Source organism: bacterium (assembly GCA_018830565.1).
GTDB lineage: Bacteria > UBA9089 > JAHJRX01 > JAHJRX01 > JAHJRX01 > JAHJRX01.
Genome location: JAHJRX010000077.1, coordinates 1 through 26,545 on the forward strand (window position 1 = coordinate 1; position 26,545 = coordinate 26,545).

General features: G+C 35.0%; 30 protein-coding genes and 1 tRNA gene. 10 read left to right on the forward strand and 21 right to left on the reverse strand.

The genetic code is table 11. The annotated features are described in order from the left end of the window. On the forward strand, window positions 1-307 hold a 307-nt coding region (locus tag KJ849_07320), incomplete at its 5' end, for a hypothetical protein (protein MBU2600369.1). Here KJ849_07320 and KJ849_07325 read toward each other — a convergent pair. The 19 genes from KJ849_07325 to KJ849_07415 all read right to left on the reverse strand — a co-directional run bounded on the left by KJ849_07325 (window position 266) and on the right by KJ849_07415 (window position 17,325). After that, a tRNA-Ser gene (locus KJ849_07325) sits at window positions 266-359 on the reverse strand. The genes KJ849_07320 and KJ849_07325 overlap by 42 nt on opposite strands. Before the next feature lie 15 nt (window positions 360-374). Continuing rightward, the gene (gene lptB, locus KJ849_07330; GenBank protein MBU2600370.1) at window positions 375-1,103 is read right to left on the reverse strand and encodes an LPS export ABC transporter ATP-binding protein; all 729 of its coding nucleotides are present in this window, start codon (window positions 1,101-1,103) and stop codon (window positions 375-377) included. Continuing rightward, entirely contained in the window at window positions 1,100-1,771 is a 672-nt protein-coding gene (locus KJ849_07335; GenBank protein ID MBU2600371.1) for a hypothetical protein, read from the reverse strand. The genes lptB and KJ849_07335 overlap by 4 nt, the downstream gene beginning before the upstream one ends. Next, a complete protein-coding gene (lptC, locus tag KJ849_07340; GenBank protein ID MBU2600372.1) occupies window positions 1,764-2,294 on the reverse strand; it encodes an LPS export ABC transporter periplasmic protein LptC in 531 nt (176 codons plus the stop codon). Before lptC ends, KJ849_07335 begins: the two co-directional genes overlap by 8 nt. Before the next feature lie 12 nt (window positions 2,295-2,306). Further along, the gene (locus KJ849_07345; protein MBU2600373.1) at window positions 2,307-3,284 is read right to left on the reverse strand and encodes a KpsF/GutQ family sugar-phosphate isomerase; all 978 of its coding nucleotides are present in this window, start codon (window positions 3,282-3,284) and stop codon (window positions 2,307-2,309) included. Between the two features lie 201 nt (window positions 3,285-3,485). After that, the gene (fliB, locus tag KJ849_07350) at window positions 3,486-4,712 is read right to left on the reverse strand and encodes a flagellin lysine-N-methylase (GenBank protein MBU2600374.1); all 1,227 of its coding nucleotides are present in this window, start codon (window positions 4,710-4,712) and stop codon (window positions 3,486-3,488) included. Further along, window positions 4,709-5,560, reverse strand: coding sequence for a 3-deoxy-8-phosphooctulonate synthase (gene kdsA / locus KJ849_07355; GenBank protein ID MBU2600375.1), 852 nt, complete (start codon window positions 5,558-5,560; stop codon window positions 4,709-4,711). The genes fliB and kdsA overlap by 4 nt, the downstream gene beginning before the upstream one ends. Next, window positions 5,550-7,163: a CTP synthase gene (locus tag KJ849_07360; GenBank protein MBU2600376.1), complete on the reverse strand. Its 1,614-nt coding sequence runs from the start codon at window positions 7,161-7,163 to the stop codon at window positions 5,550-5,552. Before KJ849_07360 ends, kdsA begins: the two co-directional genes overlap by 11 nt. Continuing rightward, window positions 7,156-7,893 (reverse strand): 3-deoxy-manno-octulosonate cytidylyltransferase, encoded by a 738-nt coding sequence (kdsB, locus tag KJ849_07365; GenBank protein ID MBU2600377.1) that lies wholly within the window; start codon window positions 7,891-7,893, stop codon window positions 7,156-7,158. The genes KJ849_07360 and kdsB overlap by 8 nt, the downstream gene beginning before the upstream one ends. A 1-nt stretch (window position 7,894) precedes the next feature. Then, window positions 7,895-8,377 (reverse strand): D-glycero-beta-D-manno-heptose 1-phosphate adenylyltransferase, encoded by a 483-nt coding sequence (rfaE2, locus tag KJ849_07370; protein ID MBU2600378.1) that lies wholly within the window; start codon window positions 8,375-8,377, stop codon window positions 7,895-7,897. Window positions 8,378-8,442: 65 nt separating this feature from the next. Further along, on the reverse strand, window positions 8,443-9,024 hold the full coding sequence (locus KJ849_07375) for an HAD family hydrolase (protein ID MBU2600379.1): 582 nt from the start codon (window positions 9,022-9,024) through the stop codon (window positions 8,443-8,445). Beyond that, entirely contained in the window at window positions 9,014-10,033 is a 1,020-nt protein-coding gene (rfaE1, locus tag KJ849_07380; protein ID MBU2600380.1) for a D-glycero-beta-D-manno-heptose-7-phosphate kinase, read from the reverse strand. The genes KJ849_07375 and rfaE1 overlap by 11 nt, the downstream gene beginning before the upstream one ends. A 12-nt stretch (window positions 10,034-10,045) precedes the next feature. After that, complete coding sequence (gmhA, locus tag KJ849_07385; GenBank protein MBU2600381.1) at window positions 10,046-10,606, reverse strand: D-sedoheptulose 7-phosphate isomerase; 561 nt, start codon at window positions 10,604-10,606, stop codon at window positions 10,046-10,048. Between the two features lie 36 nt (window positions 10,607-10,642). Then, on the reverse strand, window positions 10,643-11,593 hold the full coding sequence (locus KJ849_07390; protein MBU2600382.1) for a hypothetical protein: 951 nt from the start codon (window positions 11,591-11,593) through the stop codon (window positions 10,643-10,645). Between the two features lie 10 nt (window positions 11,594-11,603). Then, window positions 11,604-12,335 carry a DUF3108 domain-containing protein gene (locus KJ849_07395; GenBank protein ID MBU2600383.1) on the reverse strand — a complete coding sequence of 244 codons (732 nt, stop codon included), beginning with the start codon at window positions 12,333-12,335 and terminating at the stop codon, window positions 11,604-11,606. 87 nt (window positions 12,336-12,422) lie between these two features. Then, complete coding sequence (locus KJ849_07400) at window positions 12,423-13,859, reverse strand: HD domain-containing protein (protein MBU2600384.1); 1,437 nt, start codon at window positions 13,857-13,859, stop codon at window positions 12,423-12,425. Then, window positions 13,849-15,072 carry a hypothetical protein gene (locus KJ849_07405; protein MBU2600385.1) on the reverse strand — a complete coding sequence of 408 codons (1,224 nt, stop codon included), beginning with the start codon at window positions 15,070-15,072 and terminating at the stop codon, window positions 13,849-13,851. Before KJ849_07405 ends, KJ849_07400 begins: the two co-directional genes overlap by 11 nt. Next, entirely contained in the window at window positions 15,069-16,112 is a 1,044-nt protein-coding gene (locus tag KJ849_07410) for a polysaccharide deacetylase family protein (GenBank protein MBU2600386.1), read from the reverse strand. Before KJ849_07410 ends, KJ849_07405 begins: the two co-directional genes overlap by 4 nt. Beyond that, window positions 16,087-17,325, reverse strand: coding sequence for a tyrosine--tRNA ligase (locus tag KJ849_07415; GenBank protein MBU2600387.1), 1,239 nt, complete (start codon window positions 17,323-17,325; stop codon window positions 16,087-16,089). The genes KJ849_07410 and KJ849_07415 overlap by 26 nt, the downstream gene beginning before the upstream one ends. Window positions 17,326-17,693: 368 nt before the next feature. On the opposite strand from KJ849_07415, the gene KJ849_07420 reads away from it, so the two are divergent. The 9 genes from KJ849_07420 to KJ849_07460 all read left to right on the forward strand — a co-directional run bounded on the left by KJ849_07420 (window position 17,694) and on the right by KJ849_07460 (window position 23,892). Beyond that, window positions 17,694-18,368 carry a diphthine--ammonia ligase gene (locus KJ849_07420; GenBank protein ID MBU2600388.1) on the forward strand — a complete coding sequence of 225 codons (675 nt, stop codon included), beginning with the start codon at window positions 17,694-17,696 and terminating at the stop codon, window positions 18,366-18,368. 35 nt (window positions 18,369-18,403) lie between these two features. Then, window positions 18,404-19,414 carry a precorrin-8X methylmutase gene (locus KJ849_07425; GenBank protein ID MBU2600389.1) on the forward strand — a complete coding sequence of 337 codons (1,011 nt, stop codon included), beginning with the start codon at window positions 18,404-18,406 and terminating at the stop codon, window positions 19,412-19,414. A gap of 189 nt (window positions 19,415-19,603) precedes the next feature. Then, a complete protein-coding gene (gene nikR, locus KJ849_07430; GenBank protein MBU2600390.1) occupies window positions 19,604-20,014 on the forward strand; it encodes a nickel-responsive transcriptional regulator NikR in 411 nt (136 codons plus the stop codon). A 129-nt stretch (window positions 20,015-20,143) separates the two neighbouring features. Continuing rightward, a complete protein-coding gene (locus tag KJ849_07435) occupies window positions 20,144-20,815 on the forward strand; it encodes a hypothetical protein (protein MBU2600391.1) in 672 nt (223 codons plus the stop codon). A gap of 11 nt (window positions 20,816-20,826) precedes the next feature. Beyond that, the gene (gene cbiM / locus KJ849_07440; GenBank protein ID MBU2600392.1) at window positions 20,827-21,510 is read left to right on the forward strand and encodes a cobalt transporter CbiM; all 684 of its coding nucleotides are present in this window, start codon (window positions 20,827-20,829) and stop codon (window positions 21,508-21,510) included. Further along, window positions 21,510-21,845: a PDGLE domain-containing protein gene (locus KJ849_07445; GenBank protein MBU2600393.1), complete on the forward strand. Its 336-nt coding sequence runs from the start codon at window positions 21,510-21,512 to the stop codon at window positions 21,843-21,845. The genes cbiM and KJ849_07445 overlap by 1 nt, the downstream gene beginning before the upstream one ends. A 4-nt stretch (window positions 21,846-21,849) precedes the next feature. After that, window positions 21,850-22,680, forward strand: coding sequence for a cobalt ECF transporter T component CbiQ (cbiQ, locus tag KJ849_07450; protein ID MBU2600394.1), 831 nt, complete (start codon window positions 21,850-21,852; stop codon window positions 22,678-22,680). Further along, window positions 22,677-23,492, forward strand: a complete 816-nt coding sequence (locus tag KJ849_07455) for an energy-coupling factor ABC transporter ATP-binding protein (protein MBU2600395.1) — start codon at window positions 22,677-22,679, stop codon at window positions 23,490-23,492. Before cbiQ ends, KJ849_07455 begins: the two co-directional genes overlap by 4 nt. A 190-nt stretch (window positions 23,493-23,682) precedes the next feature. Continuing rightward, on the forward strand, window positions 23,683-23,892 hold the full coding sequence (locus KJ849_07460) for a uracil-DNA glycosylase (protein MBU2600396.1): 210 nt from the start codon (window positions 23,683-23,685) through the stop codon (window positions 23,890-23,892). A 9-nt stretch (window positions 23,893-23,901) separates the two neighbouring features. Here the strand turns inward: KJ849_07460 and tsaE are convergent, their stop codons facing one another. Both tsaE and polX read right to left on the reverse strand, forming a co-directional pair. Then, window positions 23,902-24,387, reverse strand: a complete 486-nt coding sequence (tsaE, locus tag KJ849_07465; GenBank protein MBU2600397.1) for a tRNA (adenosine(37)-N6)-threonylcarbamoyltransferase complex ATPase subunit type 1 TsaE — start codon at window positions 24,385-24,387, stop codon at window positions 23,902-23,904. Between the two features lie 15 nt (window positions 24,388-24,402). Next, window positions 24,403-26,112: a DNA polymerase/3'-5' exonuclease PolX gene (gene polX / locus KJ849_07470; GenBank protein ID MBU2600398.1), complete on the reverse strand. Its 1,710-nt coding sequence runs from the start codon at window positions 26,110-26,112 to the stop codon at window positions 24,403-24,405. Window positions 26,113-26,545 lie beyond the last annotated feature (433 nt).

Consider the following 26,545-nt stretch of genomic DNA (forward strand, 5'->3'; position numbering starts at 1 on the left):
ACTGCTTAACGAAAAGCAGGACATTTTGGGAAAGATAAGGGATTTTGAACAAAAAGGAAATAATTGGCTCGAACCGATGAAAGAAATGATTTTAGCCAGTAGCCAAGCCAAAATTCTTTTGTCGCAAAGCGACAATCAAGGAATCCGAGCATTTCTAAAAAATATCGGCTCGAACTTCATTTTGAAAGATAAAAAATTCCAATTTGCACCTAAAATCGGCTGGCGAGCCCTCGCAGAGGGCGAGCCAATTGCTTCATTTCCTAACTGGCGGAGAGGGTGGGATTCGAACCCACGTGAGAGTGATTAGCCCCCAAGCCGCTTTCGAGACGGCCCCGTTACGACCACTTCGGTACCTCTCCTATTGAGTTCTCTTTTTAAAGGGTAAAATGTTCTCCTAAGTAAATTTCCCTTGCTTTAGGGTTGTTGACCAGCTCCGAGGAGGAGCCAGAGATTAAGACTTTACCTTCATGCATAATATAAGCTTGATCTGTGATTTGGAGAGTTTCTCTGACGCTATGGTCAGTAATTAAGATACCTAAACCTTTATTCTTTAAATTTATAATTATCTGTTGAATATCAAAGACAGCAATAGGATCAACGCCTAAAAAAGGTTCATCTAAAAGGATAAAACAAGGAGAGGTCACAAAAAGCCTGGCTATTTCTGTTCTTCTTCTTTCTCCCCCTGATAAAGTATAAGCTTTTTGCTTGGAGAGATGCTCAATCTTAAATTCTTTTAAAACTTGGTTTAACTTGTCCATTCTTTTCTGGCGAGGAAGATGAAGCATTTCTAAGATAGAAAGAATATTTTCTTCTACCGTTAATCCTTGAAATATAGAAGGTTCTTGAGGAAGGTAGCCTACACCCAAGCGAGCTCTTTTATACATAGGAAATTTAGTAATATCTAAGTCATTAATCTTTACCTGTCCGTGATCAGATGAAATTAGCCCAACCATGATATAAAAAGTAGTTGTTTTTCCAGCTCCATTAGGACCTAAAAGTCCCACTATTTCTCCTTGTTCTACTTTAATGCTGACTTTATTGACTACTTTCCGCCCGTGGTAAGTCTTAGATATATCTTCAACCATTAAAATATTATTCTTCATTTTTTAGTCTTTTCCTCTAAATAGACCGTAGATTTAACTTTTCCATAAACTTCTACTTTATCTTCATTAAGATAAAAAACAATCTTTTCTCCAGAAAAAGTATTCTTTTCTTGAAATAGCTGGGGGGATCCAGTTAAAATAGCCTTTTTTTCTTTTTCAAAAAAATGTAACTTTTCGCCCGTGGCTCTGGTATCTTCTTTTTTTACCTTAACTTTTCCGATAGCTATAAATAAATAATCTTTAAAGTACTTTTCCATCTTCTGAGAAGTTATCTCTAATTTATCTTTTTCTGAAATTAAGACAGGATTTCCAGTGACCAAAGCGTAATCTTTTTCTTTATCATATTCAAAGTAACTTCCTGTAAGATTCACTTGTTCTTCTTGATTTAAAATCTTAATGTCTTCATAGCCAATAATCTTTTTAAGATCATTAAAATTACCCCATATTTCCATCTTATTAGCCAGAAAATGATCTGCTCCTCTAATGACCACGACCTTTTCAGTTAAAGTAGTAATCTCCTTTTTATTATCCCAGATAGCTTGTTCAGAAGTGATAATAATAGGAACTGTCTCTTTTTTAGTCTTTTCAGATTTTTTTTCTGCTTTTAAAGGAAAAGAAAAAAATAAGGTTAAAGATAAGATGATCAAGAGAAGAAAATTTTTAGTCATTTTCTATAACCACCCTTACATTTCCTAAAATTTCAGTTATTTCTCCAGCCGGCCATAATTTTAATCCATTTCCGGTAATTGTAATCTTATCTTGGATGATCTTAATAGGAGAACTATTATAAATTAACTTTTTTTGACTATCCCAATTTAAGAGATCTGTTTGTAGGTTTAGGTTTTTACTTGAAGTAACTACTGTTTTTCCCAATAAAGTAAAGTTTTTAGTAACCAGGTTAATGCTACCTTGATTAGCTTTGATGGTATAAAAATTACCATCTTCTATGAAGAATTTAACCTTGACCTCTTTTAATTGAGCCTCTTCTTTAAAGACTTGAGCCAAAGCTGCCTTTATTTCCCATATCTTTTTTTCTTTATAGGTCTCCGTTAAGAGAAATCCATTAATACTAACTACAGGTAAAAGATCCTTTTTTAAATATTTTTCTTGGTCTTTATCAAAAAATATAAAAGCCCAGAAAAAGGTAATTACTAATAGAGTAACGATAATAATAAAAACTTTGCCCATCACTATTTATATATTTTAAACCACACCAGCTTTAAGCAAATCGTGAAGATGAATAACGCCAATTACTTTTTTAGATTGATCCACAATAATTAATGAAGTAATGGAGTGTTTTTCCATGATGGCTACTGCCTTAGCGGCTAAGTCTTCTTTTAAAATGGTTTTAGGATTTTTAACCATTACTTCAGCAGCCTGAAGAGGCCAAATATTTTGAGTCTTTTCTAAAAGTCGTCTTAAATCTCCATCGGTAATAATGCCTACTAAACTTTCTTTTTGATCGACTACACAAGTAAAGCCTAATTTCTTAAAAGACATCTCTAATAAAGTGTCTTTCATCAAAGTAGTGGTAAAGACTTTAGGAACATCTTGATAAATATGCATTAAATCAGCTATCTTAAAGAAAAGTTTTCTACCTAAACTTCCTCCCGGATGAAGCAAAGCAAAGTCTTTTTCTTTGAAATTTTTCTTTTCTAAGAGGGTAATGGCTAAAGCATCTCCTAAGGCTAAGGTAGCCGTAGAGCTTGCCGTAGGAGCAAGATTTAAAGAGCAAGCTTCTTTTTCTACACCAACATCTAAGACCATATCGCTACTTTTAGCTAAAGTAGAATGAGGTTGACTAGTTATGCCGATAAGTTTTACTCCTAACCTTTTCAGAAAAGGAATAATCTCTATAATTTCTTTAGCTTCTCCACTATTAGAGATCGCTAAAACAACATCTTTTTTTTCAATAATTCCTAAATCACCATGCAAGCCCTCAGCAGAGTGAAGAAAGAAGGAAGGAGTTCCAGTACTGGTTAAAGTAGCCGCCATCTTTTTGCCAATAATTCCAGATTTACCTACCCCGGTAATAATAATCTTTCCTTTACAAAGAAACATCACTTCTACGGCTTCTAAAAAATTTTGGCTAAGCTTTTTTCTTAAATTAAGAATGGCTTCTGCTTCTATCTTTAAGACTTTTTTAGCTACTTTAAGAGACAAAGTAACACCTCTTTTCATAGAAAGCGTTCAGCCATCAAGTATCGTAGTCAACGTAATAACTGAATGTTGATAGCTATTATCTGGCTGATATAGCACTTATTAATGAAAATTTGACCTAGAGCAAATTAATTTGAGGGCAAACAAGTTTATCTTTTATTGCTCGGTATTATTTCCTATGTCCGGTTTTCGTTAATAACTACTATATCTGAACGTTATTTCTTATATTTGAATTAAGATATGAGCAAATAAGGGTTCACTCATTAGCCCTGTTTTGTCTGCTGTCTTCCAAAAATCTAATATTCCTGGAGAATGACTATAATACCTTTCTATAAAAGAGATGGCTTTAAAGACATCCTCATCACAAAACTTGTCTGCCCATAAAGCCATACAATAAAAGCGCATCAGAGCGTATAAGATTAAGACGATCTGGTAACCCTTAATAATTCCATGTTTAATTACAATTTCTTTTCCAAAGATCTTATAGAGAAAGAAGTTTTTAAAGATATGGTTTATCTCGTTAAGATGAGGGAGATAATCATTTCGATAATTACGGCTATACTTAATAGCTTGCCTGGAGTTAAATTTACTTAAATCTTCTTCTAAATCAAAATTTTTAGAAATTAAATTCGTAATATCTATCAGCTTATTATGAGCAAAAAGTTCACCTTTGCTCATCTCTAATCTTTTTTTTAATAGAGTAATTAAGAATTTTAATTGAATATGCACGGAAGAAGGAAGATTTTTTAAAGATCGAGCTAAAGTTTGATAGCCTTCTTTTTTTAACTCTTCTAATCTTTCTTTAAGAGGCTTATATTCTTTATGGTTTAGCTTAATAAACTCATTGTAGATTCCCCAAAGAAGAAAGTTTCCTAAGACTATTTTCTCTTCAAAAGGATAGGCTTCTTTTTCGATTAAATTCATTAAATATTCTTCTATTAAGAAGTATAAATTCCAAGGTATCTTTTCTTCTCCGTGGAAGTTTAATTCTTTATCTGGCTTGATGGTAGAACCATGTTGAAGTAATTCAAAACTAAAAGGTTCTTGATGGTCTAATAATCTTGCTGCTGCTGGGCAAGAAAAAGAAAGAGTATTAAATATACCCCTGGAGGTAGGAACACATATATTAGGGTAAGTAAGACATACCTCGCTTTTAGCTTGTTTGCCTAAATTTCTATGAATATAACATAAGTTATCTTCTTCTAAAAAAATACAACGACCATTAATTAAACTATTTTTAACTTTTTTACTATCTTCTGAAACAATAAATAGAGGTTGATCCGAAGAATAAGGCAGAGGATGTTCTTTAAAGTAATTAGAAAGCTTTTGATAAGTATTTTCGTCAATATTTATCTCCCACCCCAGACAGCAACTGCCACAACTTTGACACTTAAACTTTGTATTTATAGAGGTGGTATAATAATGATTAAGAGAATAAATAAGCTTCATCTTCTTTTATCTTTCGAAGGGTAGAAAGATAAAGCTAAGTCTGCTAAAGCTTTAACTTCTTTTAGTAAGCCATAAAGTTCCTCTAAGTTAATCATATTAGGACCATCGCATAAGGCTTGAGAAGGATCTGGATGGACTTCTAAAAATAAACCATCACATCCTACTGCTACCGCAGCCTTAGCCAGATACTTAACAAATTCCCTTTCTCCGGCAGAACAGTCTCCCTTTCCTCCTGGAAGCTGAACACTATGGGTCGCATCAAAGATTACTGGGTAGCCAAAGTTTTGCATGATAGGAATACTCCGAAAATCGACCACTAAGTTATGGTATCCAAAAAAAGTTCCTCTCTCGGTAATAAGAATCTGGTTGTTTTCGGTAGAAGTAATCTTAAGAATGATATTCTTTGTTTCCAGAGGAGAAAGAAATTGACCTTTTTTGACATTGATTACTCTTTTAGTCTTAGCTACTTCCATAATAAGGTTAGTTTGTCGGCATAAAAAAGCAGGAATTTGAATAATATCAACTACTTTAGCAACTTTCTTGACTTCATTAACGCAGTGAACATCGGTCATAATGGGCAAGTTCAATTTAGATTTAATCTTTTTTAAGACCGCCAGTCCTTTTAAAAGCCCTGGACCTCGATAAGAGTTGACGGAGCTTCGATTAGCCTTATCATAAGAAGATTTAAAGATGAAAGGTATGCTTAACTCTTGGGTAATCTCTTTTATTTTCTTAGCTGTTTTTAGACAACTTTCTTCATCTTCAATGACACAAGGTCCGGCTATCAGGACCAAGGGATTATTTTTACCTATCTTAAGATTAGCAATGGTTATTTCTTTAGTCTCCATGATTTCTCTTTTTAAGGGAAGCTTTTATAAAATCTTTAAAGAGAGGATGAGGGGAAGCCGGCCTAGACTTAAACTCGGGATGAAATTGAGTTGCTAAAAACCAGGGGTGATCTTTAAGCTCAATCACCTCGACTAAATCTTCTTTTAGGTATAAGCCGCTAAAGACAAGCCCTACTTTTTTTAAAACTTCTAAGTATTGATTATTGACTTCATAACGATGGCGATGTCTTTCCAAGACCAAGGAAGTTTGGTAAGCTTGATAAGCTAAAGTATCTTCTTTGATCTGGCAAGGATAAGCACCTAAACGCATTGTTCCACCTAAATTTTCTAAATTTTTTTGACTAGGTAAGAGGTAGATAACAGAATAAGGTGTCTCGGGATTAAATTCACTGCTTTGAGCTTCTTTTAAATTTAGTAAGTTTTGAGAGATTTCAATAATGGCACATTGAAGTCCCAAACAGATGCCAAAAAAAGGAATCTTGTTTTCACGAGCAAATTTAATTGATATTATTTTGCCCTCAATTCCTCGGTCGCCAAACCCTCCTGGTACTAAAATTCCATCTACTTCTCTTAATTGTTTTTCAAAGCTACTTTTATCTTGATAATCTTCGGCATTGATTAATTTAACTTTAACTTGACAATGATTAATAATTCCGCCGTGGATTAAAGCTTCGTGAATGCTTTTATAAGAATCTTGAAGTTGGACATATTTTCCTACTACGCCAATAGAAACTTCAAATAATGGATTTTTTATAATTTCTACTAACTTTTTCCAAGAAGTTAAATCATTTTTTTGATTATTTAAGTTTAGGGTAGAGGAAATTAGATCTCCTAAATTTTGGTCTTCAAAGACTAAAGGTACTTCATAGATACTGGAGACATCATTAGCTGAGATCACGGCTTCTTTTTGGACATCACAAAACAGAGCAATCTTAGCTTTTGTTTCTTCTGAAAGAGGAATTTTAGTTCGACATAATAAGATATCGGGTTGAATACCAATTTCGCGAAGCTCTTTAACGCTATGTTGAGTGGGTTTGGTCTTTAACTCATTAGATCCGGTGATATAAGGAATATAGGTGAGGTGAAGATAAGCAGTATTATCTTTGCCTATATCGTTACGAAGTTGACGGATAGCTTCTAAAAAAGGAAGACTTTCGATGTCACCTACCGTGCCTCCAATCTCTATAATGACCAGATCTACTCCTTCCTTATTGCCTAAATTAGTAATGCAGTTCTTAATTTCGTTGGTAATATGAGGGACTACTTGCACCGTTTCTCCCAGATAATCCCCCCTTCTTTCTTTGGTAATCACCTGATAATATATTTTGCCAGTAGTATAGTTGTTTTCTCTACCGGTGGAAACAGTAGTAAACCTTTCATAATGGCCTAAGTCTAAATCTGTTTCTGTTCCATCTTCGGTTACATAGACTTCTCCATGTTGATAAGGGCTTAAGGTACCTGGATCGACATTAATATAAGGATCAAGCTTTAGCAAATTAACCTTATATCCTCGACTTTCCATGATATTTCCAATAGAAGCCACCGCAATTCCTTTTCCTAAGGAAGAGATTACTCCTCCGGTAATAAAAATATATTTAGCCATTACCCCTCCTCAATCTTGCTACTATTTTTGGTAAATCTTCTGGGATGTCGACACTTAATGATTCATACTTAGTTTCAATAACCAGCATGGAGTAACCATTTTCTAAAACTCTAAGCTGCTCTAATTTTTCATCTTCTTCTAACTTACTGGGAGGTAGATTAGTGAGTTCCAAAAGAAATTTTTTGCGATAAGCATATAGGCCCAAATGTTTATAATAGTTGACACCCAAAGGATGAGAAGGAAACTGGTAAGGAATAATAGATCGAGAAAAATATAAAGCATAGTCACCTTTGTTAGTGACTACTTTTACTATATTAGGATTAATTAGCTCTTCTTGATTCTTTATTGGGCATTTTAAAGTAGTCATCTTTAGGTCTTGATAGTTAAAAAAAGGATTCACTACCTCATTAATGGCTAAAGGAGAAATTAAAGGCTCATCTCCTTGGATATTAACCACGATCTCAAAGTCTAAATCTTTAATCACTTCAGCAATCCGGTCTGTTCCAGACTTATGTTGGTAGGAAGTTAAGACTACTTTTTCTGTAAAGTTTTTGGCTACTTCTAAAATTCTCTGATCATCAGTTGCAATGATGAGTTCGTCCAATAAAGATGCTTTAAGGGCATTCTCGTATACATGTTGAATCATAGGCTTACCTAAAAGATCGACTATAGGTTTGCCTGGAAAGCGAGTAGAATTATACCTGGCTGGAATTATTCCCACAACCTTCATTTTATTTATATCTTTGGAGAATGGTCTTGATTAATTCAGTAGTCGAGAATCCTGCTACTTCAGGAATGGTAATGACTTTCCCTCCATGAATATCAACAATATCCCTGCCTACGATTTCCTCAATCTGGTAATCTCCTCCTTTGACTAAAACATGAGGGATAATTTGAGAGATAATTCTATAAGGATCAAGTTCGTAAAAGATGATCACATAATCTACAAATAATAAAGAAGCTAACGCTTCTGCTCGAGCATCTTGAGGATATAAAGGGCGATGGTCTCCTTTAAGTTTCTTGATAGAACTATCACTATTTACAGCCACAATCAGGATATCTCCTTGTTTTTTAGCTTCACTTAAATATCTAATATGCCCTAAATGAAGGATATCAAAACAACCATTAGTAAAAACAATCTTCTTTCCTTCTTTTTTGTGTTTTTCAACCAGAGGAATTAGCTCTTTTATCTCTTTAATCTTCTTTTGAACCATAGTTAATTATCCAAGTAATAGTTAATTATCTAAAGGAATTAGCTCTTTATCTCTTTAATCTTCTTTTAATCTTCTTTTGAACCATAGTTAGTTATCCAAGTAGCTGCCAGATATAAATTATCAGCAATATAATCAGGCTGGTAGGTCCATTCTTCTCTTTTCTTTAATTCTTCGCTTCCATATCCGGTAAGGACTAAGACCGTCTTGCAACCAGCATTAAAACCAGCTCCAATATCTGAAATTTTATCTCCAATTAAGAAGCACTGTTTAAGATCAAGATTATATTTCTCTTTAGCTTGATAAAGCATACCTGGTTTTGGTTTACGGCAAGAACAGTCAATCTTATACTTTTTGACTTTGCCCTCAAGATAATGAGGGCAAAGGTAAGTGCCATCTATTGAGATGTTAAGTTTAAATAATTCTTCTTTTAAGCATTGATTAATTAAGTTTGCCTGAGAAATATTCAGATATCCTCTGGCTACTCCCGATTGATTAGAAACAATAATTATCTTAAAGTTATATTTCTTCAGTAATTTCAAAGAAAGCTCTACTTGAGGAAGAAGTTTTAACTCTTGGGGGGATTTTATATAGCCATAGTCATAATTTAAAGTGCCATCTCGATCTAAAAAAACAGCTTTATTGGCCATTGCCTCTTTGTTTTGCTACTACTGATCTTAGTTGGGAGATAGTTTCAATATTAGCTGTCAGTTCCAAAGGAGTAACTGTCGCTGTTCCTGTCTTGCCCACCACAATCCCAGCTGCACAATTAGCTAAAATAGCCGCATTAACAAAGTCTAAGTCTAAAGCTAAGGCTAAGGCCATCACGCTAACTACGGTATCACCTGCTCCGGCGACATCATATACTTCTTTAGCAATCGTAGGAATATGAATAGCTGTTTTTTCTTTTTCAAAGATTGACATCCCTTCTTTTCCTCGGGTAATTACAGCCACTTTACAGCTTAAATCATTTAAGATTTTATCTCCAGCCGCAACCAAGTCTTCCAAACTCTTAATATTAATCTTGCTCATTTCAGAAGCTTCTTTTAAATTAGGAGTGATTAAAGTAATCTCTTTATACTCTAAGTAGTTTTCAACCTTAGGGTCAACGATAACTTTTTTATGGTCCCTTTGGGAGAGATTGACTATTTTTTCGACTAAGTTTTTAGTAATAACTCCTTTTCCGTAGTCAGAAATGACAATTATATTTACTTCAGCCATCTGTTCTTCGATATTAGCTATTACTTTGGCTTCTATCTCTTCTCCAATAGGCTTTCTTAATTCTTTATCTACTCGGACTATTTGTTGCTGAGAAGCGATAATCCTACTCTTTAAGATGGTAGGTCTTTCGTAATCAACCACTAATTTATCTACAGAAATATGCTTAATGCCTAACTCAAAAGAAAGTTTTCTCCCGATACCATCATTGCCAATTACTCCTATTAAAGCTACTTTTCCACCTAAACTCATAATATTATTAGCTACATTAGCTGCCCCACCAGGGATAAAGCTTTGAGAAACTACTTCGACGATAGGTACCGGAGCCTCAGGAGAGATCCGAGTTACTTCTCCCCAAACAAATTCATCCATCATTACATCCCCAACAACCAAGACATTGATTTCTTTAAAACGATTAATTATTTCAGATAAATTTTTCATCCATCCTCCTACTCAAGAAAATAAAGCTTTTTCTACTAAATTACAAATAATATGCCCAATGGTAATATGAGATTCTTGGATGCGAGGGGTATTAAAAGAAGGTACGACGAGACACAAATCAGTAATATCTTTTAACTTACCTCCATCTTTTCCAGCTAAACCAATGGTAAAAACTTTCATCTCTTTAGCTTTTTCTATAGCTTGGCAAACATTAGGAGAATGGCCACTGGTACTAATACCAATGGCAATATCTCCTTCTTGGGCTAACCCTTCCACTTGACGAGCAAAGACATAATCATAACCATAATCATTGCCAATAGCGGTTAAGATAGAGGTGTCGGTGGTTAAGGCAATGGCTGGTAAAGAGCTTCTTTCTAATTTAAATCTACCCACTAATTCTCCAGCCAGATGTTGAGCATCAGCCGCGCTTCCTCCATTACCAAATAAGAGTACTTTTTTATGACCTTGATAAGCCTTGATAATCTCCTGAGCTATTTTTTCTATTTTATCTATGGGAAGATCTTTCTTTACTTGGCAACTTTCGTTGATCTCTTGAACAATCTCTTCTTTCATTTTTTGAGCCACCTTTCTTTCTTGATTTAGCCAAAGTTAAGATAAAGCTATCTTTTCTAAAACAGCTCTGGCTAATAAAGGGATCATAATTTCATGATGCCCAATTAAAGAATAACCCTTACCTCCTTCTTGAGTAGGACGTTGAACCACATTTACTCTTGGTCGGTAATGAGATTCTTTATCTAAATTGATGGTGGTAAAGTTGTTAACTTGATAACCTAAATTACGAGCAACAGTAAGGGCCTTTAAAAAGACTTCAGGTAAGATTACGGCTGAACCAATATTTAAATAAACTCCTCCATCTCCTAATTTAGTAATTTGACGAGCAAAGATCTTAAAATCATGAAGACTTCCTTCTCCTAAGGCAGCTCCATTACAGTTTTTATGTTGATGAATAATATCGGTCCCAATAGCCACATGGATAGTTACTGGAATTTGAAGTTTAAAACCTTGATATAAGATACTGTATTCTTTATAGGGATTGTCAAGTACTTCAATCTTTTCAGCAATGACTTGCCCTAAACCAAGCTTTTTTCCCAAGCAATTACTTATGGCTTCATTAAGTAATTGGGTAGATTCTTCCGCCATACCAAAGACACCGGAAGTAATATTTTCAGCTACATCTTCTGAAGTTTCTCCAATCAGAGAGATTTCAAAATCATGAATAGCTCCCGCCCCATTTAAAGCAATAGCGGTAACAATCCCTTTCTTCATTAATTCGATAATCAAGGGAGAAAGCCCGCATTTAATGACATGGGCTCCCATGGCCAGTATGACTGGTTTTTTATGCTCATAGGCTTTGAAGATTAAATTTACCACTTCTTTTAAATCATTAGCTGCCAAGATAGAAGGTAGCGAACTTAAGTAGCTTAAAAAATCTTTATAAAATAAGTTTAGATTAATAAAATCTTTAATCTTGACCTTATTCTTTCTCTCTTTTAAAGGATAGGTCTTTATTTTGCTTAAATTTAAAGGTTCAAATTTCATAAACTTTTTCTTATTTTAAAGGAATCTCTCTCTTTATTAAAACAGCATAAATAGAACCAAGAGGAATCTTGCTCTTTATTAAGACAGGAATCTTAAAAGAGTCATCAGTAAGCCAAATTAAGATTTCTCCGCAATGCTTAAAGATGCCTTCGAATAACATTTTAGGCTTGATGACAATGGTGCTAATTTCTCCAAATAAGGTATATAATCTTTCTTTTTTTAAGACTTCTATTTCTAATTTATATATAGTTTCAGAAGAAATGACATTTAAATAGCTTGAATTTCCAATAATTAATTCTTGTTGACGGATCTGGTATAAGGCCGATAAAGGATCGTAGATTAACGTAGGAATCTTAACTGGATGTTTATTGACATAAGCTAAATTCTCTTGATGGTCAAAAATAATAGTTTCATTTTTAGTATAGTTTCCTTCTTGTAAATACTTTTCAAACTTACATGTTTGAAATTGATTATTAATAGTTGATTTAATCCGATCCTCTACTTGGTAGAATAAAGAAAAAAAAGGAAAAGATTGAGTTTTGACTTCTATAGAATAAGTATCAGGGGTATTCTCCTTAGAGAAGGTCATCAGGCTTCTACCTACAGGCATACCCATATAATTAACAGAGAAAGTAAGTTTTTCTCCCTCGCTATTAACTATCGGAGAAACATTTCCTTGGGCCAATAAAGAAGAAGTTAAAATCAATAAACTTAAAGTTAAATAGACTAAAATTTTAAACATTTTTAAACATATTTTTTATAAATTTTAGAAATATTATAAGGCACTTAAAAGATAAGTGCAAGTTATTTTTATGATAAAAAACAAGGTCTAAAGCTTGGTCTGAAAAAGATATCTTTCTAAATATTCTAAGGCTTCTCTCTTGTTTTTGATCGTTCCTTCTAAGTAAGTCTTTTTAACCTCGTTTAATAAAACTTTAAAGACAGGACCTGGAGTGAGATTAAAGGATTGAATTAAATCATCTCCAGTAACTAAAGAAGGGGGGTTAAATACTTTGTCTTTAGTCAAATATTTATGGATTAAGAGTGAAGCTAATTTTAGGTGTGTTTCAAAATTAACCTTATATCTTTGGCTATGTGTTTCTTTTTTATCAGCCAAAGAAAGTAAGACTGTATTTATTAAGTTATGGTTAACTCTTTTATAAAAACGCCATAAAGCTTTATGGCTTAGCTCTTTACTATTAGAAAGGTAGCCTATCTGCATATGATGTTTAATAATTTGACCTAAATCTTCAGTTTCCTGGTTGCTTAAAGCTAAACGTTTACTGATTGCATAAGAGAGAGTTTGACCTATTCCTTGATGGCCAAAAAAGCAAATCTTTCCGGCTTGATCAAAAGATCTGGCAAGGGGCTTGCCAATATCGTGAAGCAAGACAGCTAACTTGAGCAAGACAAGGTTACTTCTTCCACAAGAATATTTCTTTCTTAAAAAACTTTTTATATTTTTTTGATAATCTGGAAAATACCAGGCAAGATTTCCTAAGATCTCTTCTAATTCTTTTAAAGAATTAAGCAAGTGTGTCTCAATATCTTGACTGTTAAATAAATCATTCTTAAAGAAGGCCAACTCAGGAATAATCTGAACTAATAGATTTAATTCCTTTAATTCTTTGATCGAAGAGTAAGCATCTTTTTTCTCTAAGATTAAACTAAGCTCATTAATAATTCTTTCCGAAGCAACTTCTTTTATTCTTGGAGCTGATTTAATTAAGAATTCTTCAGTCTGGGGGTCTAACTTAAATCTTAGTTGAGCTTTTAAACGAATGGCTCTTAGTAGTCTTAAAGGATCATCAAGAAAAGAAGAAGGATTAACTACCTTTAAATTTTTTTGTTTTAAATCTTTCCTTCCTTCAAAAGGATCAATCAGCATAAGGTTACTGATTTCTATGCCCATGGCATTGACCGTAAAATCACGATCTCTTAAGTTTTCTAAAAAAGAGCTTTCTTTAACTTTAGAAAAGTCTATCTTCTTAGTCAGATGGCCTTCTTTATAGACAAGACGATAACTGTTTTCTTTAATCTTAAAAAAGCTTCCTTTTAAAAGCTGGCTTAGTTGCTTAACCAAAGGAAGAGGGTTATTGAAGGTAACTAAGTCAAGATCCATCACCTTTCTTGATAAAAGCAAATCTCTAATACTTCCACCTACTAAGTAGATTTTTTCTTGAGGAGAGATTATATCTTTGAGGAGATTAAAGAGGTGAAGGTGAGGTGATAATTTCTTAATTAAAAGATCTTGGCTATATTCCATGGAAGATCTTTTTAGCAAAATTTTTAAATAAAGTAGCAAGACATTGAAGAATGTCTATTACAGCTGGAGCGATGTCTTGGGGATAAAAATTGTAGTATCTTAAATCTTTTTCCCGGAACCTTAAAAAGTCAATAATGGTCTTTGTCCTTTTGGGATAAGAAAAGCTCCAGTCTTTAGGAGGACCTTTTAATACTTGAACTAAATGATTAATATCACCTCTTAAATCACGACATTTAATACCTATTTTATAATTTCTCAGGCGGGGAATCTTTTCTCCTAAGGCTAATTTATAAAATAGTTTAGGATAGTCCAGTTGAGCATGGATAAACAAAGAAAGAGAACCCCAGAGACGGCCATTTACCTCCATTAACTTAAATTTTTTATCCTTGATATCTTGTTTAAATTCAACCATGGCGGGTCCCCACCAACCAATAGCTTTTAGTAAGACTAAAGCTTCTTTTTTCATGGCCTTATCAACAGGGATACTTTCACAAAGACAACTTGCCGAACCGGTAGGATTAGCTTCTCTAATTCGATGGTGAGAAGCTTGGGCATATGAATTTCCTTCTTTATCTAAAATGGTAAAGAATCCATAACCTTCCCCTTCGATAAACTCTTGGATTAAGGGATAGGGAGAATGTTGATGAAGATGGAGATACTTTTCTATTAATTCTAAAGGATGGTAAGCATATAGTATTTTTCCCCTAATAATTTGGTTATTTTCTTCATCAAGATAAGAAGCATGGCTTGATTTAATGACCACAGGATAATTAAGGTGGTAAGCTACTTGAGGAAGCTCATCTAAAGAATTAACAAAAATGGTGTTAGGGGTAGAGATGTTTAATTCCTTAGCGATTTGAAAGGTTTTTTTCTTATTTACTACTTTACCAATGGTTTCAAATTCTGGAATGGGAAGAATGGCCCAAGGAGGAAACTTATCTCTATATTTAGAGAATAAGAGGAGGGTATAATCAGTCATCGGAATAATAAGTCCTACTCTTTTTAATCTGATGAGATTTAAGACCTCTTCTAAAAATCCTTGGGGATTTTCTAAGGGATGAGGATAAATAAATCTTTGGTAAACATAGCGGGAAAAGAAAGAGATGGCATTTTTGGTCTCGTCTCCCGCAATAATCTTTAGGCCTAATCTGCCTAATGACCTCACCGTAGCCAGAGTACTATTAAGTTTAGCATCAGTGATTAAGACTTTCAAAGAACCCTCTCTTTATTAAAGAAAGTATCTCTAATCTTTCTTGCCTTAACTAAAGCTCCACAAAGTTGAAGTTTAAGGTAGTCAAGATGATCATAACTTCGCAGGCCTACTCTTCTTAAAGTATATGGATTTTTAGCAATACTTTCTACGCTGTTTAAGCCATCTATAGTTAAAACAGCGTAATGAAATTTATTCTCTTGGAGTATCTTGATGATCTCTTGATTATAATCATCTTTTTTACCATTAGGATAAGCAAATACCTTTACTTCTTGGTTTATTTGTTCTTCAATGATCTTCTTGGAACAAACTATCTCTTCTTTGGCTTTAGCCAAAGAGACCTTACTGGCAATAACATGAGAACAAGTATGAGCTCCAAAGCTAATGTTATCTTTACTCATTTCTTTTACTTGTTCCCAGGAAAGAAACATCTTTTCTAAACAATTTGTCTCTACCTGACAAGTATTTCTTAGTCTATCCATAGCTTTATTTTTTTCTTCCTCGGTTATTTTTTTAAAAATACTTTGGATCTTAGTAATGGTGGCTTTTTTTAAAGCAGGAGAATCAAGAAAGTAGCTCCCTATTTTATCTATCTCAATATAGGTTTCTTTAGTCTGTTTAATTAAATAAGCTACTTCATCCCACCAAAAGAGTTTTCTTTTGCCCTCGATATAATCGGTGGTCAAGAATATTAAAGCCGGGAGGCGATATCTTTTTAAGATAGGGTAAGCATATAGATAGTTGTCTAAATAACCATCATCGAAGGTAATAATTACTTTAGGTCTTTGGATTTTTTCTTTATGGAGCACAATGGAGTGAAGATCGTTAAAATTTATTACCTCATATTTATTTTTAAGATAACTCATCTGAGTTTCAAAAGACTGAGGAGTAGCGCTGATTAATGCTTCGTCAAAAGAAAAATTAAAGCTTAAATTTAAGATCCGATGATACATCAGGATAATAATCTTGTCTTTTTGAAAGCCTTTAAATATAGGGGTAAGTAATGGAGCGGTTAACTTACAACAAGTATTTCTTAAGCTCATTTTTAGACTCCGGAATTAATTTTAAAAATCTTCGTTTACCAACTTGAAGGATAGCTTCTTCTTTTAGATCTAAGACATAATCAATGTCTGATATTTTAGCCTGATTCAATTTTACGGCGTTCTGCAAAATAAGTCTTTTCGCTTCACCTTTGCTGCTGGTTAATTTACTTTCGACCATTAGATCGACTAACTTTTTATCAGCCTGACTGACTGGATATGTTTCTAATTCTTTAGGTAATTCTTTATACTTAAAGACTTTTTCAAATTCTTCTTCAGCTAAAGTAGCTTCTTGGAAACTGTGATAAAAAGAGACAATTTCCTTAGCTAAGTTCTTCTTTACTTCTTTGGGATGTTGCTTGCCCTTCTCTAAATCTTTTTCTAAATTAATTAAGTTTTCTTCTTTGATATCGGTGAGAAGCTTATAGTATTTTAACATCAGGTGATCAGGAATAGACATAATCTGGCCAAACATTTCTATAGGAGGTTCTAAGACGCTAATATAATTGTTGTAGCTCTTACTCATCTTTCGAAAGCCATCAGTTCCTTCTAAGAGAGGAAGAGTCATTACCACCTGTGGTTTTTGTCCATACTCTCTTTGTAGTTCTCTACCCACCAAGAGATTAAATTTTTGTTCACTACCACCTATTTCTATATCAGCCTTAATGATTACAGAATCATATCCTTGGAGTAAAGGATATAAGAATTCTAAGATTGTAATCTCTTTTCCAGTCTTATAGCGATTCTTAAAATCATCCCTTTCTAACATTCTGGCTACAGTGTAAAAGGAGGTAAGTTCAATAATCTGAGGTAAGGACATTTCTTTAAGCCAACTACTATTGTATATTACCTGGGTTTTTTTTGGGTCTAAAATCTTAAATACCTGCTCTTGATAAGTTTGGCTATTCTTAGTCACTTCTTCGGGGGTTAATTTAACTCGAGTTTGAGATTTGCCACTGGGGTCTCCAATTTGAGCAGTAAAGTCTCCAATTAAGAAGATAATTTGATGGCCTAAATCTTGAAAGATTTTAAGTTTGCGAAGAATTACGGTATGCCCTAAGTGGATATCTGACGCTGTAGGATCAACACCAAATTTTACTCTTAAGGGTCTCTGGTCTTGGTGAGACTTTTTAAGTTTATCTAATAATTCTTCTTGGGAGATTAAGTCCACCACTCCTTGACTAATTACTTTTAATTCACTTTCCAAATTCATCATCTTACCTTTCACTTGACTAAGATTAACATACCAAATAGTTTAATTCAAGCAAATTTCCTCCAGCAATTTTCATTATAGGATTTCACAAAGCAGATTAACCTAGCAGATCAACCTAATTTTTTACGATTTTCATAGAAACATTTAAGACTTCTGGCCAGATTTAATGACTAACCCATTACCCTCAGTTATTAAATTTCTCTTGACTTTTAAGCTTAAACATACTTAATATAATGGTTATACTCAAATAAGTCAGATTTGCAAAAAGTAGTTAAAGAAGACGATAGACCTTAGACTCAAGACGATCAGGGAAGGTTTTTAATCTAGGGACTATCTAAAATTTTCGCAAATCAAGAATAAGGAAAAAGAAATTGATAAAGGCATTTTGTTGTTGGAGTGGCGGGAAAGATAGCACCTTATCCCTTTACAGAGCCCAGCAAGGTCAACAGATTGAAGTTACGCATCTTTTAAATATGCTGGCTGAGGATGGTAAATATTCACGCTCTCATGGGATTTGCGTAGAACTATTAAAAACACAAGCCTCTGCTATCGATATTCCTATTGTTCAAAGGAAGGCTACTGCCAGAGGTGCTATCTCCGGGAATACCTATGAACAGGAATTCAAAAAGGTGGTTTTAGAGTTGAAAGATACGGGTGTTGATGCCGGTATCTTTGGAGACATTGACCTTCAAGTACATAGGGATTGGGTGGAAAGGGTATGCCTTGAAATGGATATAACCCCAATTTTACCTCTCTGGAAAGGGAATCGGGAAGAATTAATAACTGAGTTTATAGATGTCGGGTTTAAAACAATTGTCGTGACAACTAATGCTAATTACTTAGGCAAGGAGTGGTTAGGCCGGCAAATAGATAAGGAATTCGTAGCCGAACTCAAGGCACTTGGTAATATTGACCTCTGCGGCGAGGATGGTGAATTCCACACCTTTGTCTATGATGGCCCTATATTTAAACACCCGGTTAAATTTACGGTTGGAGAAAAAGTATTAAAAGATAATCGCTGGTTTTTGGAGATTAAGAAAGATTAACCGCGAAGGTACAAAAATGTAAGGAACCCATTTTAATGGAAGCAATAATCCTGTTAGGACATGGCTCAAGACTTACAGAGGCAAATAAAATACTGAAACAAATGGCATTGCTCGTAAAGGAATTAGGGGATATTTCCATAGTGGAGATAGCCTTCCTGCAATTTGTGAAGCCTGACTTTTTTGATGCTATTTCTGCCTGTGTCTCAAGCGGAGCCGGGAAGATAATTGTCCACCCTTATTTTCTTTATAAAGGCCGACACTTTGAGGAAGACCTTACTGAGATGATTGGTGAAGCGCAAAAAAGATACCCTGATATTGAGTTTGTCCTTACGCAACCCCTCGGTGTCCATGAAAATATCGCCAGGGTTGTCCTTGAAAGAGCAATGAAAGACATCAAGCCGGTGAAAATACTTAAACCGCATGAGATAGAGGAGAAGAGTTTTGAGATAATCACTGGGGAACTGGGCGAAACAAACTTCAGGGACATTGAACTGCCGATTGTTAAAAGGGTTATTCATGCCACAGGTGATTTTGAATTTGCCAAAAATATGCGATTTGCTGCAGAGGCAGTGGAGGCAGGAATACGAGCCATAAAAAATGGGATGAATATCCTTGTTGATGTGGAGATGGTGAAGGCAGGCATAAATAAGAGATTGCTCCATAAATGGGGAGGAGAAGTTATTTGCAGGATGCAGGAGGAAGGATGCAGGAGGCAGGATGAAGAAAATAAGACAAGGGCTGAGATGGCTATTGAATCAGCGATGCAGGAGAAGAGGGACATCGGCATTGTGGCTATCGGTAATGCACCAACCGCACTCTATAAGGTAATGAAATTGATTAGGAATACGGATTTCAAGCCTGAGCTTGTTATTGGTGTGCCTGTGGGTTTTGTCAAAGCCGTTGAATCAAAAGAGGTGCTTTTGCATATGAAGTATCCGTTTATTACTTCATTAGGAAGAAAAGGCGGCAGTTCTGTAGCTGTGGCTATTGTCAATGCATTGTTAAGGATGGTGAAAGAAGAAGATGATGGGACTATTGCAGCATAACATTGGAGTTGAGTAGAAGGTTCTGAACGTCGCGAGCTTGTTCGCCGTGAGCTCAGGTTCTTTCCGTTCCAATAAATTTGTTGCATTTTTAAAAATCGTAACCAAAGGAAGTAAAAAATTTATTTTTCAATTCACGATTCGCAATTCGCGATTCCAGATTCTTTAATGTTAACTAAACAGGTATATAAGATGGGATTGATTCGTTTTGGTGTATCATTAGAAGAAGTACTCTTGGCAAACTTTGATGAACATATCAAAGAAAAGGGTTATCGGACAAGATCTAAAGCCATCTCCGACCTGATAGGAGAGGTTCTGGTTAAGGAAGAATGGGCAGGACAGGGGAATGTTGCTGGAGCAATCACCTTAATCTATGACCACCACAGAAGAGAATTGGTAAATAAGTTGACTGAAATCCAGCACGATTTTTATAAAACAATCATCTCCTCCCAGCACACCCATTTAGATCATAATAACTGCTTAGAGGTAGTTATCGCAAAAGGAGAGCCAGAAAAGATTAAGAAGCTTGCCAATAAGTTAAAATCAACTAAGGGCGTCAAGCACTCTACCCTCACCATGGCCACAACAGGAGAGGAGATTTAAGCTATTTTTTTGTTTTGTGAGTAGCACGAATTTTAAAAATGTATTAAAAAATTACTTGACATTTTTTAGGGTTTGCGTTACTTATTTAAAATAAGTAACGTGATATAAAAGAAAAGGAGGTGATTTTGTATGTTCAAAAAAACTTTAATAATTATGTTGGGGGTGCTATTTCTTGCCTCGCAGAGCTTTGCAGCCAGACCACTTACTACTGATGATGCTGGCATTGTTGAAAAGGGAACCTTTGAATTGGAGCGTGGATATGATTACACCAAAAACCAAAATAACACAGAAAGCCAAACAACAGGTTTATCGCTCAAGCATGGACTGACAGATAGATTGGATTTTGGTCTCGCATTTCCTTATGAGATTAAACCCAATAAAGGTCTTGGTAGTGCAGAATTAGGTGTAAAGTTTTCCTTGCTGAAGGAAAAAGAGGGTCTACCTGGCCTATCTTCAACTTTTAGTTATCAAGTAGGTGTTTTGGCCTATACGTTGAATATGATTCTTTCCAAAGGATTTGGCTCTTTAACTTGCCATCTTAATATAGGCTTTGAAGCTACAGGACAAGTAACAGAAAGGGGAATAACTACATATTCAGGTGCCGTAGAATATTCTGCTATTAAGGAGAATTTAAACTTAGTGGCTGAAGTCATGGGTAATGAAGACAACCTGTTAATGGGATTAATTGGCACAAATTTTCAAGCTTTTAAAGGGGTAACTTCTGATATAGGGTTGCAGTTTGGATTTAACAATGACAGTCCCAAAAGTGGTTTGACTATAGGTTTAACCACTGAATTTTAAAGGAGGTAAAAATGCATATACCAGATGGGTATTTAGGACCTGTAACTTGTGGTGTTTCTTATATGGCGATGCTGCCGATATGGGCAGTGGCATCAAGGATTGTTAAAAAAACGCTCAAGGCAAAACAAGTGCCGATGTTAGCCATAGGGGCGGCATTTAGTTTTGTGATCATGATGTTTAATGTGCCCATACCGGGAGGAACAACCGGACATGCGGTAGGCGGTGTTCTCGTGGCCATACTCCTTGGACCATGGGCAGCTTGTATTGCCATAACGGTAGCTTTAGTTATTCAGGCACTCTTATTTGGTGATGGAGGCATCACCGCCATAGGTGCTAATTGCTTTAACATGGCTTTTGTGCTTCCATTCGCTGGATATTATATCTATAAGGCAATTAGTGGAAGCGCTCCCAAAGATTCAAACAGAAGAGTCATTGCCGCAGGGATAGCTGGTTATGCAGCCCTTAATCTTGCCGCAGGACTGACCGGATTTGAGTTTGGTATTCAACCACTTCTTCATAAGACAGCAAGCGGACAAGCACTCTACTGCCCATACGGATTAAATGTTACCTTACCGGTAATGTTGGGGGAGCACCTGTTGTTTTTCGGCTGGGTGGAGGCAATTGTAACTGCCCTGGTAATAAAATATTTACAGAAGCAATCGCCGGAACTGCTGGAAGAAGGAAGGAAAAACTGATGAAAATTACTACTAAACTTTGGATAGGAATGGCAATATTAATTCTCCTTTCTCCACTTGGGCTTATCTTACCAGAGCATTTTAAGGCAGGCTCGGCCTGGGGCGAATGGGGAGCCGATGAAATGCAAAAACTCGTAGGCTACATTCCACAAGGCCTCGAAAAGCTCGCCAGTATCTGGAAGGCACCTATGCCGGATTATGCCTTTGAGGGCTGGGAAGAAAAGGGGCTGACACACCTAAGTTTTGCCTATATCATCTCTGCTGTCATAGGGATTGGTGTAATCGCTATCACGGTAATGGGTCTAGGGAAATTATTAGCCAAAAAAGACGATTAATTCAGTGTTAAAAAACAATAATTTTATAGAGCGGTCGATTACGGGTATCTTGTCATTCCTGAAGGAGTCCATTTTTGTTGATGAATATGCGGCAAAAAAAGGATTCTTGCAATCTTTGGACCCTCGAATAAAAGTAATAACCTTTATCTTGTTTCTTATAACGATACTTCTCATAAAAAGCATTACCCTTTGCCTTTGTCTATACACCGTATGCCTGGTTCTGGCGTATTTTTCCAATGTTCATCTAGGATTTTTCTTAAAAAGGACATGGATATTTATTCCGATATTTGCTTTTTTTATTGCTATTCCGGCGATATTTAGTATTTGGACACCCGGGAAGGCATTGCTCGTCGTAAATATGCTCGGTGCAAAAATTATTATTACACAGCAGGGGTTATTTGGGGCAATATTATTCGTTACGCGTGTCCTGTCCTCGGTGTCGTTTGCTATTCTTCTTAGCTTAACAACAAAACATTTCGCGTTACTCAAGGTCTTGCGGATTTTTGGAATTCCACAGGTTTTTATTATGACATTAGGTATGTCTTACCGCTATATCTATCTTTTTTTAGAAGTGGTTGAGAATACATATCTGGCCATTAAAAGCCGGGTGGGGAGACAACTGCACTACAAAAAAGGACAGCATATCGTTGCCTGGAATATATCCTCCCTCTGGCATAGGTCATATTATCTTAATGAGGCGGTTTATAGTGCTATGCTTTCAAGGGGGTGGACAGGAGAGCCCGTCATTTTAGATGATTTCAAAACTAAAAAAAGGGATTGGGTCTGGCTATTCTTGACAGTGATATTTTTTATAGCTATACTTAAATTAACATGAGTAAAGTAATTTTTGAATTAAAAGAAGTCTATTTTTCTTATCTCGGTAAGTTTCCAGCCGTCTGCGGAATAGATATGACTATAGAGGAAGGGCAGAAGTTAGCCATTATAGGCGCCAACGGTTCGGGTAAGTCGACGCTTCTACATCTTTTGGACGGACTTATTTTTCCGGATAAGGGCAATATTAAGTTCAGGGGGAAAGAGTTAAAAGAAGAGTCTTTTGGCAAGCAAGATTTCTCTCTTGACTTTCGGCGCAGTGTGGGATTAGTCTTTCAAAACCCTGATGTCCAGTTATTTTGCCCGACAGTCCAAGAAGACATTCTTTTTGGCCCATTGCAACTGGGGATTGAAAAAGAGGAAATTAAAAAGCGGTTTGATGAACTCATAACCATCTTGAATATTAAAGATTTGCTTAATAGGACACCACACCAGTTAAGCATAGGAGAAAAACGTAAGGTTGCCATAGCGTCATCTTTGATTATAAATCCGGATATTCTTCTTTTAGATGAGCCGACCGCAGGGCTTGATCCGTTAACGACCCGTCATATTCTTGACTTACTGATTCAGGCAAACGATACCGGCAAAACGATTATTACCTCAACCCATGACCTCCATATTGTTGAAGAAATATCCGATTTTATTTATGTTTTTGGCTCGAACAGGAAAATAATTAAATCAGGTAAAGTGGAGGTAATATTGCAAGATACTAAACTACTCCAAGAAAATAATCTCGTCCATATCCATAGCCACCGACATAAGGACAAAATACATATTCATCCTCATACCCACATGGATCATCACCAGGGTAGTTAAATTAGTTCTTTCTTATTTCTTAATTGAATTGAAATCTCCTCGGGTTCAAATATCTGCAATGTTGATGAATTTTCAGCCTTGCGGACTTAGAGCAAATTAATTTGAGGACAAATAAGTTTATCTTTTATTGCTCGGTATTATTTCCTATGTCCGGTTTTCGTTAACAACTACTATAATAGATCTAGTTTATATGAGTATCATTAATAAGTGTCAAAAATGTAATTATTTTAAGATTACCTGGGATAAAAATTTTCCTTATTCCTGTAAGGTGCTGGGATTTAAAACTAAGAAATGTCCTTATCAAGTAGTTTATGAATCAAGCGGAGTAGAATGTATGTTTTTTAAAGCTAAAAAGATTAAAGAAAACGAGGAATATCAAAATGACTTTTCGTCATCTTGAAACCTCAAATTATTTTCCACCAAAAACCTTCTTTAATCCTTCAACCTTAGTTTTTTCTCCATAGAGAGTAAACTCTAAAGACCTGATATTCTCTTTAACAAAACTAAAATTTATCTCTACAAAGTTACTTATTAAATCCTTGACTCTTTCTCCCCACTCAATGACCGTAATTCCCTCTCCATAAAGATATTCCTCAATTCCAACAGAAATTATCTCTTCCTCTTTCTCTAAACGGTATAAGTCAATATGATATAAGGGGGTTTTTTTTTGATACTCGTTGACGATGGTAAATGAAGGGCTACAAACACAATCGCTTACCTTTAAACCTTTAGCTACCCCTTGAACAAAAGTAGTCTTACCACTCCCTAATTCCCCTACTAAGATTAAAACATCTCTCTTCTTTAATATTTTACCTATCTTAAAGCCAAGATCCTTAGTCTCTTTTGGGCTTTTAGTGATTATCTTTAAAGGATGATCCATGTCCACTTCTTTCAATTCTCTTGATATATCCTATCTTTTCTTTATCCTTAAAAGTCTCATTAAGTCATCAAGCTCATAAGTATTTAAGATATCTTCTTTCGTTAGCCATCCTCTTCTGGCTACTCCTACACCTAATTTCATCATCCAAAGTTGATCTAAGTGGTGAGCATCTGTACCTAAAGAAAATTTTACCCCTAACTCTTTAGCCTTGCGACAATTTACCTCGTTTAAATCTAATCGATCATAGTAAGAATTTATCTCTAAAAAAGTTTGAGTTAAAACTGCTCTTTCTATAACCTCGGGCAGGTTAACCTCATAACCTTCTCGGCTAGAAATTAACCTTCCCGTAGGATGAGCAATAATATTAACCAAAGGATTTTCCATCGCCTTAATTATTCTCTTAGTTACCTCTTGTTTAAATCCAGTATGGATAGCAGCTACCACCAAATCTAATCTTTCTAAAATTTTATCTGGATAGTCAAGACAACCGTCAGACTTTATATCAACTTCACTTCCCGCTAAGATCTTAATTTCTGGTATCTTTAAATTAACTTCTCTTATTTCATCAATCTGTCGACAAAGCTCATCCTCGGTGAGCCCACCAGCATATCTTACCGACTGAGAATGATCACAAATAGCCAGATACTTATAACCAAACTCCCTAGCTTTTAAAGCTATCTCCTCTATGGTAAAACCACCATCACTCCAACAGGAGTGAAGATGGAGGTCGCCTAAAATATTTCTTTGGTCAACAATCTCCAAAGACTTATTTCCTAACGACCACTCTATTTCTCCTCTATCTTCTCGAAGCTCTGGAGGAATCCAAGGCAAACCTGTCCATTGATAAATTTCCTCTTCTGTTTCACCGGCTATTTTCTCTTCACCTTTAAATACCCCATATTCATTAATCTTTAATCCCTTTTCTTTAGCCATAAGGCGAAGTTTTATATTATGGGGTTTTGATCCGGTAAAGTACTGTAAGGCAGATCCAAAGGATCCTTTCTTCACTACCCGTAAATCAATTTGAACTCCTTGTTTTACCACGACAGAACCTTTGGTCTCACCACCAGCTAATACCTGAACTACATTAGGTAAATGAGTAAATTCTTCTACAATCTTCTTTTGATCATGGCCACTAACTAAGATATCAATATCCCCAACTGTTTCTTTCATTCTCCTCAGGGAACCAGCGGGAGTAATATTTTCCAGACTTACTTGTTCTTTGAGCATCTGGATAGTTTCTTCTACTAAAGGATAAGCTATTCCTAATAATACCCTATCCTGAGTAGATAAAAACCACTCTACCCCCTTACTTATATTCTTAACTTTTTGCTCTCCCATACCAGGAAGATTAGCTAACCTTCCATCAGTAATTACTCTCTTTAAATCGTCTAAATCCTTCACTCCTAATTCCCTATTGATCAAGTTAAGAGACTTGGATCCTAATCCTCGAATCTTCATAAGATTAACTAAGGTCTCTGGAACATTCGAGATTGCCTCTTCGTACTTACTCATCTTTCCGGTCTTTAAAAACTCGTCAATCTTCTTAGCAATGCCTTCTCCTACTCCAGGAATCTTTCGTAAATTTCCCATCTTCCAGATATGTTCAATATCTTCGGTTAAACTTACGATGACCTGAGCTGCTTGTCGATAAGCATTAACTTTAAAAAGATTCTCTCCTTGAAGCTCCAAGGAATCTGCCATCCTTAAAAACATTTGAAAAATTTGATAATTCTTCACCTTTGGCTTTGGATCCTTAATAAATCTTCTTCTTGTATAGCCTTTTATATAACCTTCTTATATAATTTATATAGTCTTCTTCTTGTATAACATTTTATATAACCTTCTTATATAACTTATATAATCTTTTTCTTGTATAACCTTTTATATAACCTTCTTATATAATTTATATAATCTTTTTCTTGTATAACATTTTATATAACCTTCTTATATAATTTATATAGTCTTCTTCTTGTATAACCTTTTATATAACCTTCTTATATAATTTATATAGTCTTCTTCTTGTATAACCTTTTATATAACCTTCTTATATAATTTATATAATCTTTTTCTTGTATAACATTTTATATAACCTTCTTATATAATTTATATAATCTTTTTCTTGTATAACATTTTATATAACCTTCTTATATAATTTATATAATCTTTTTCT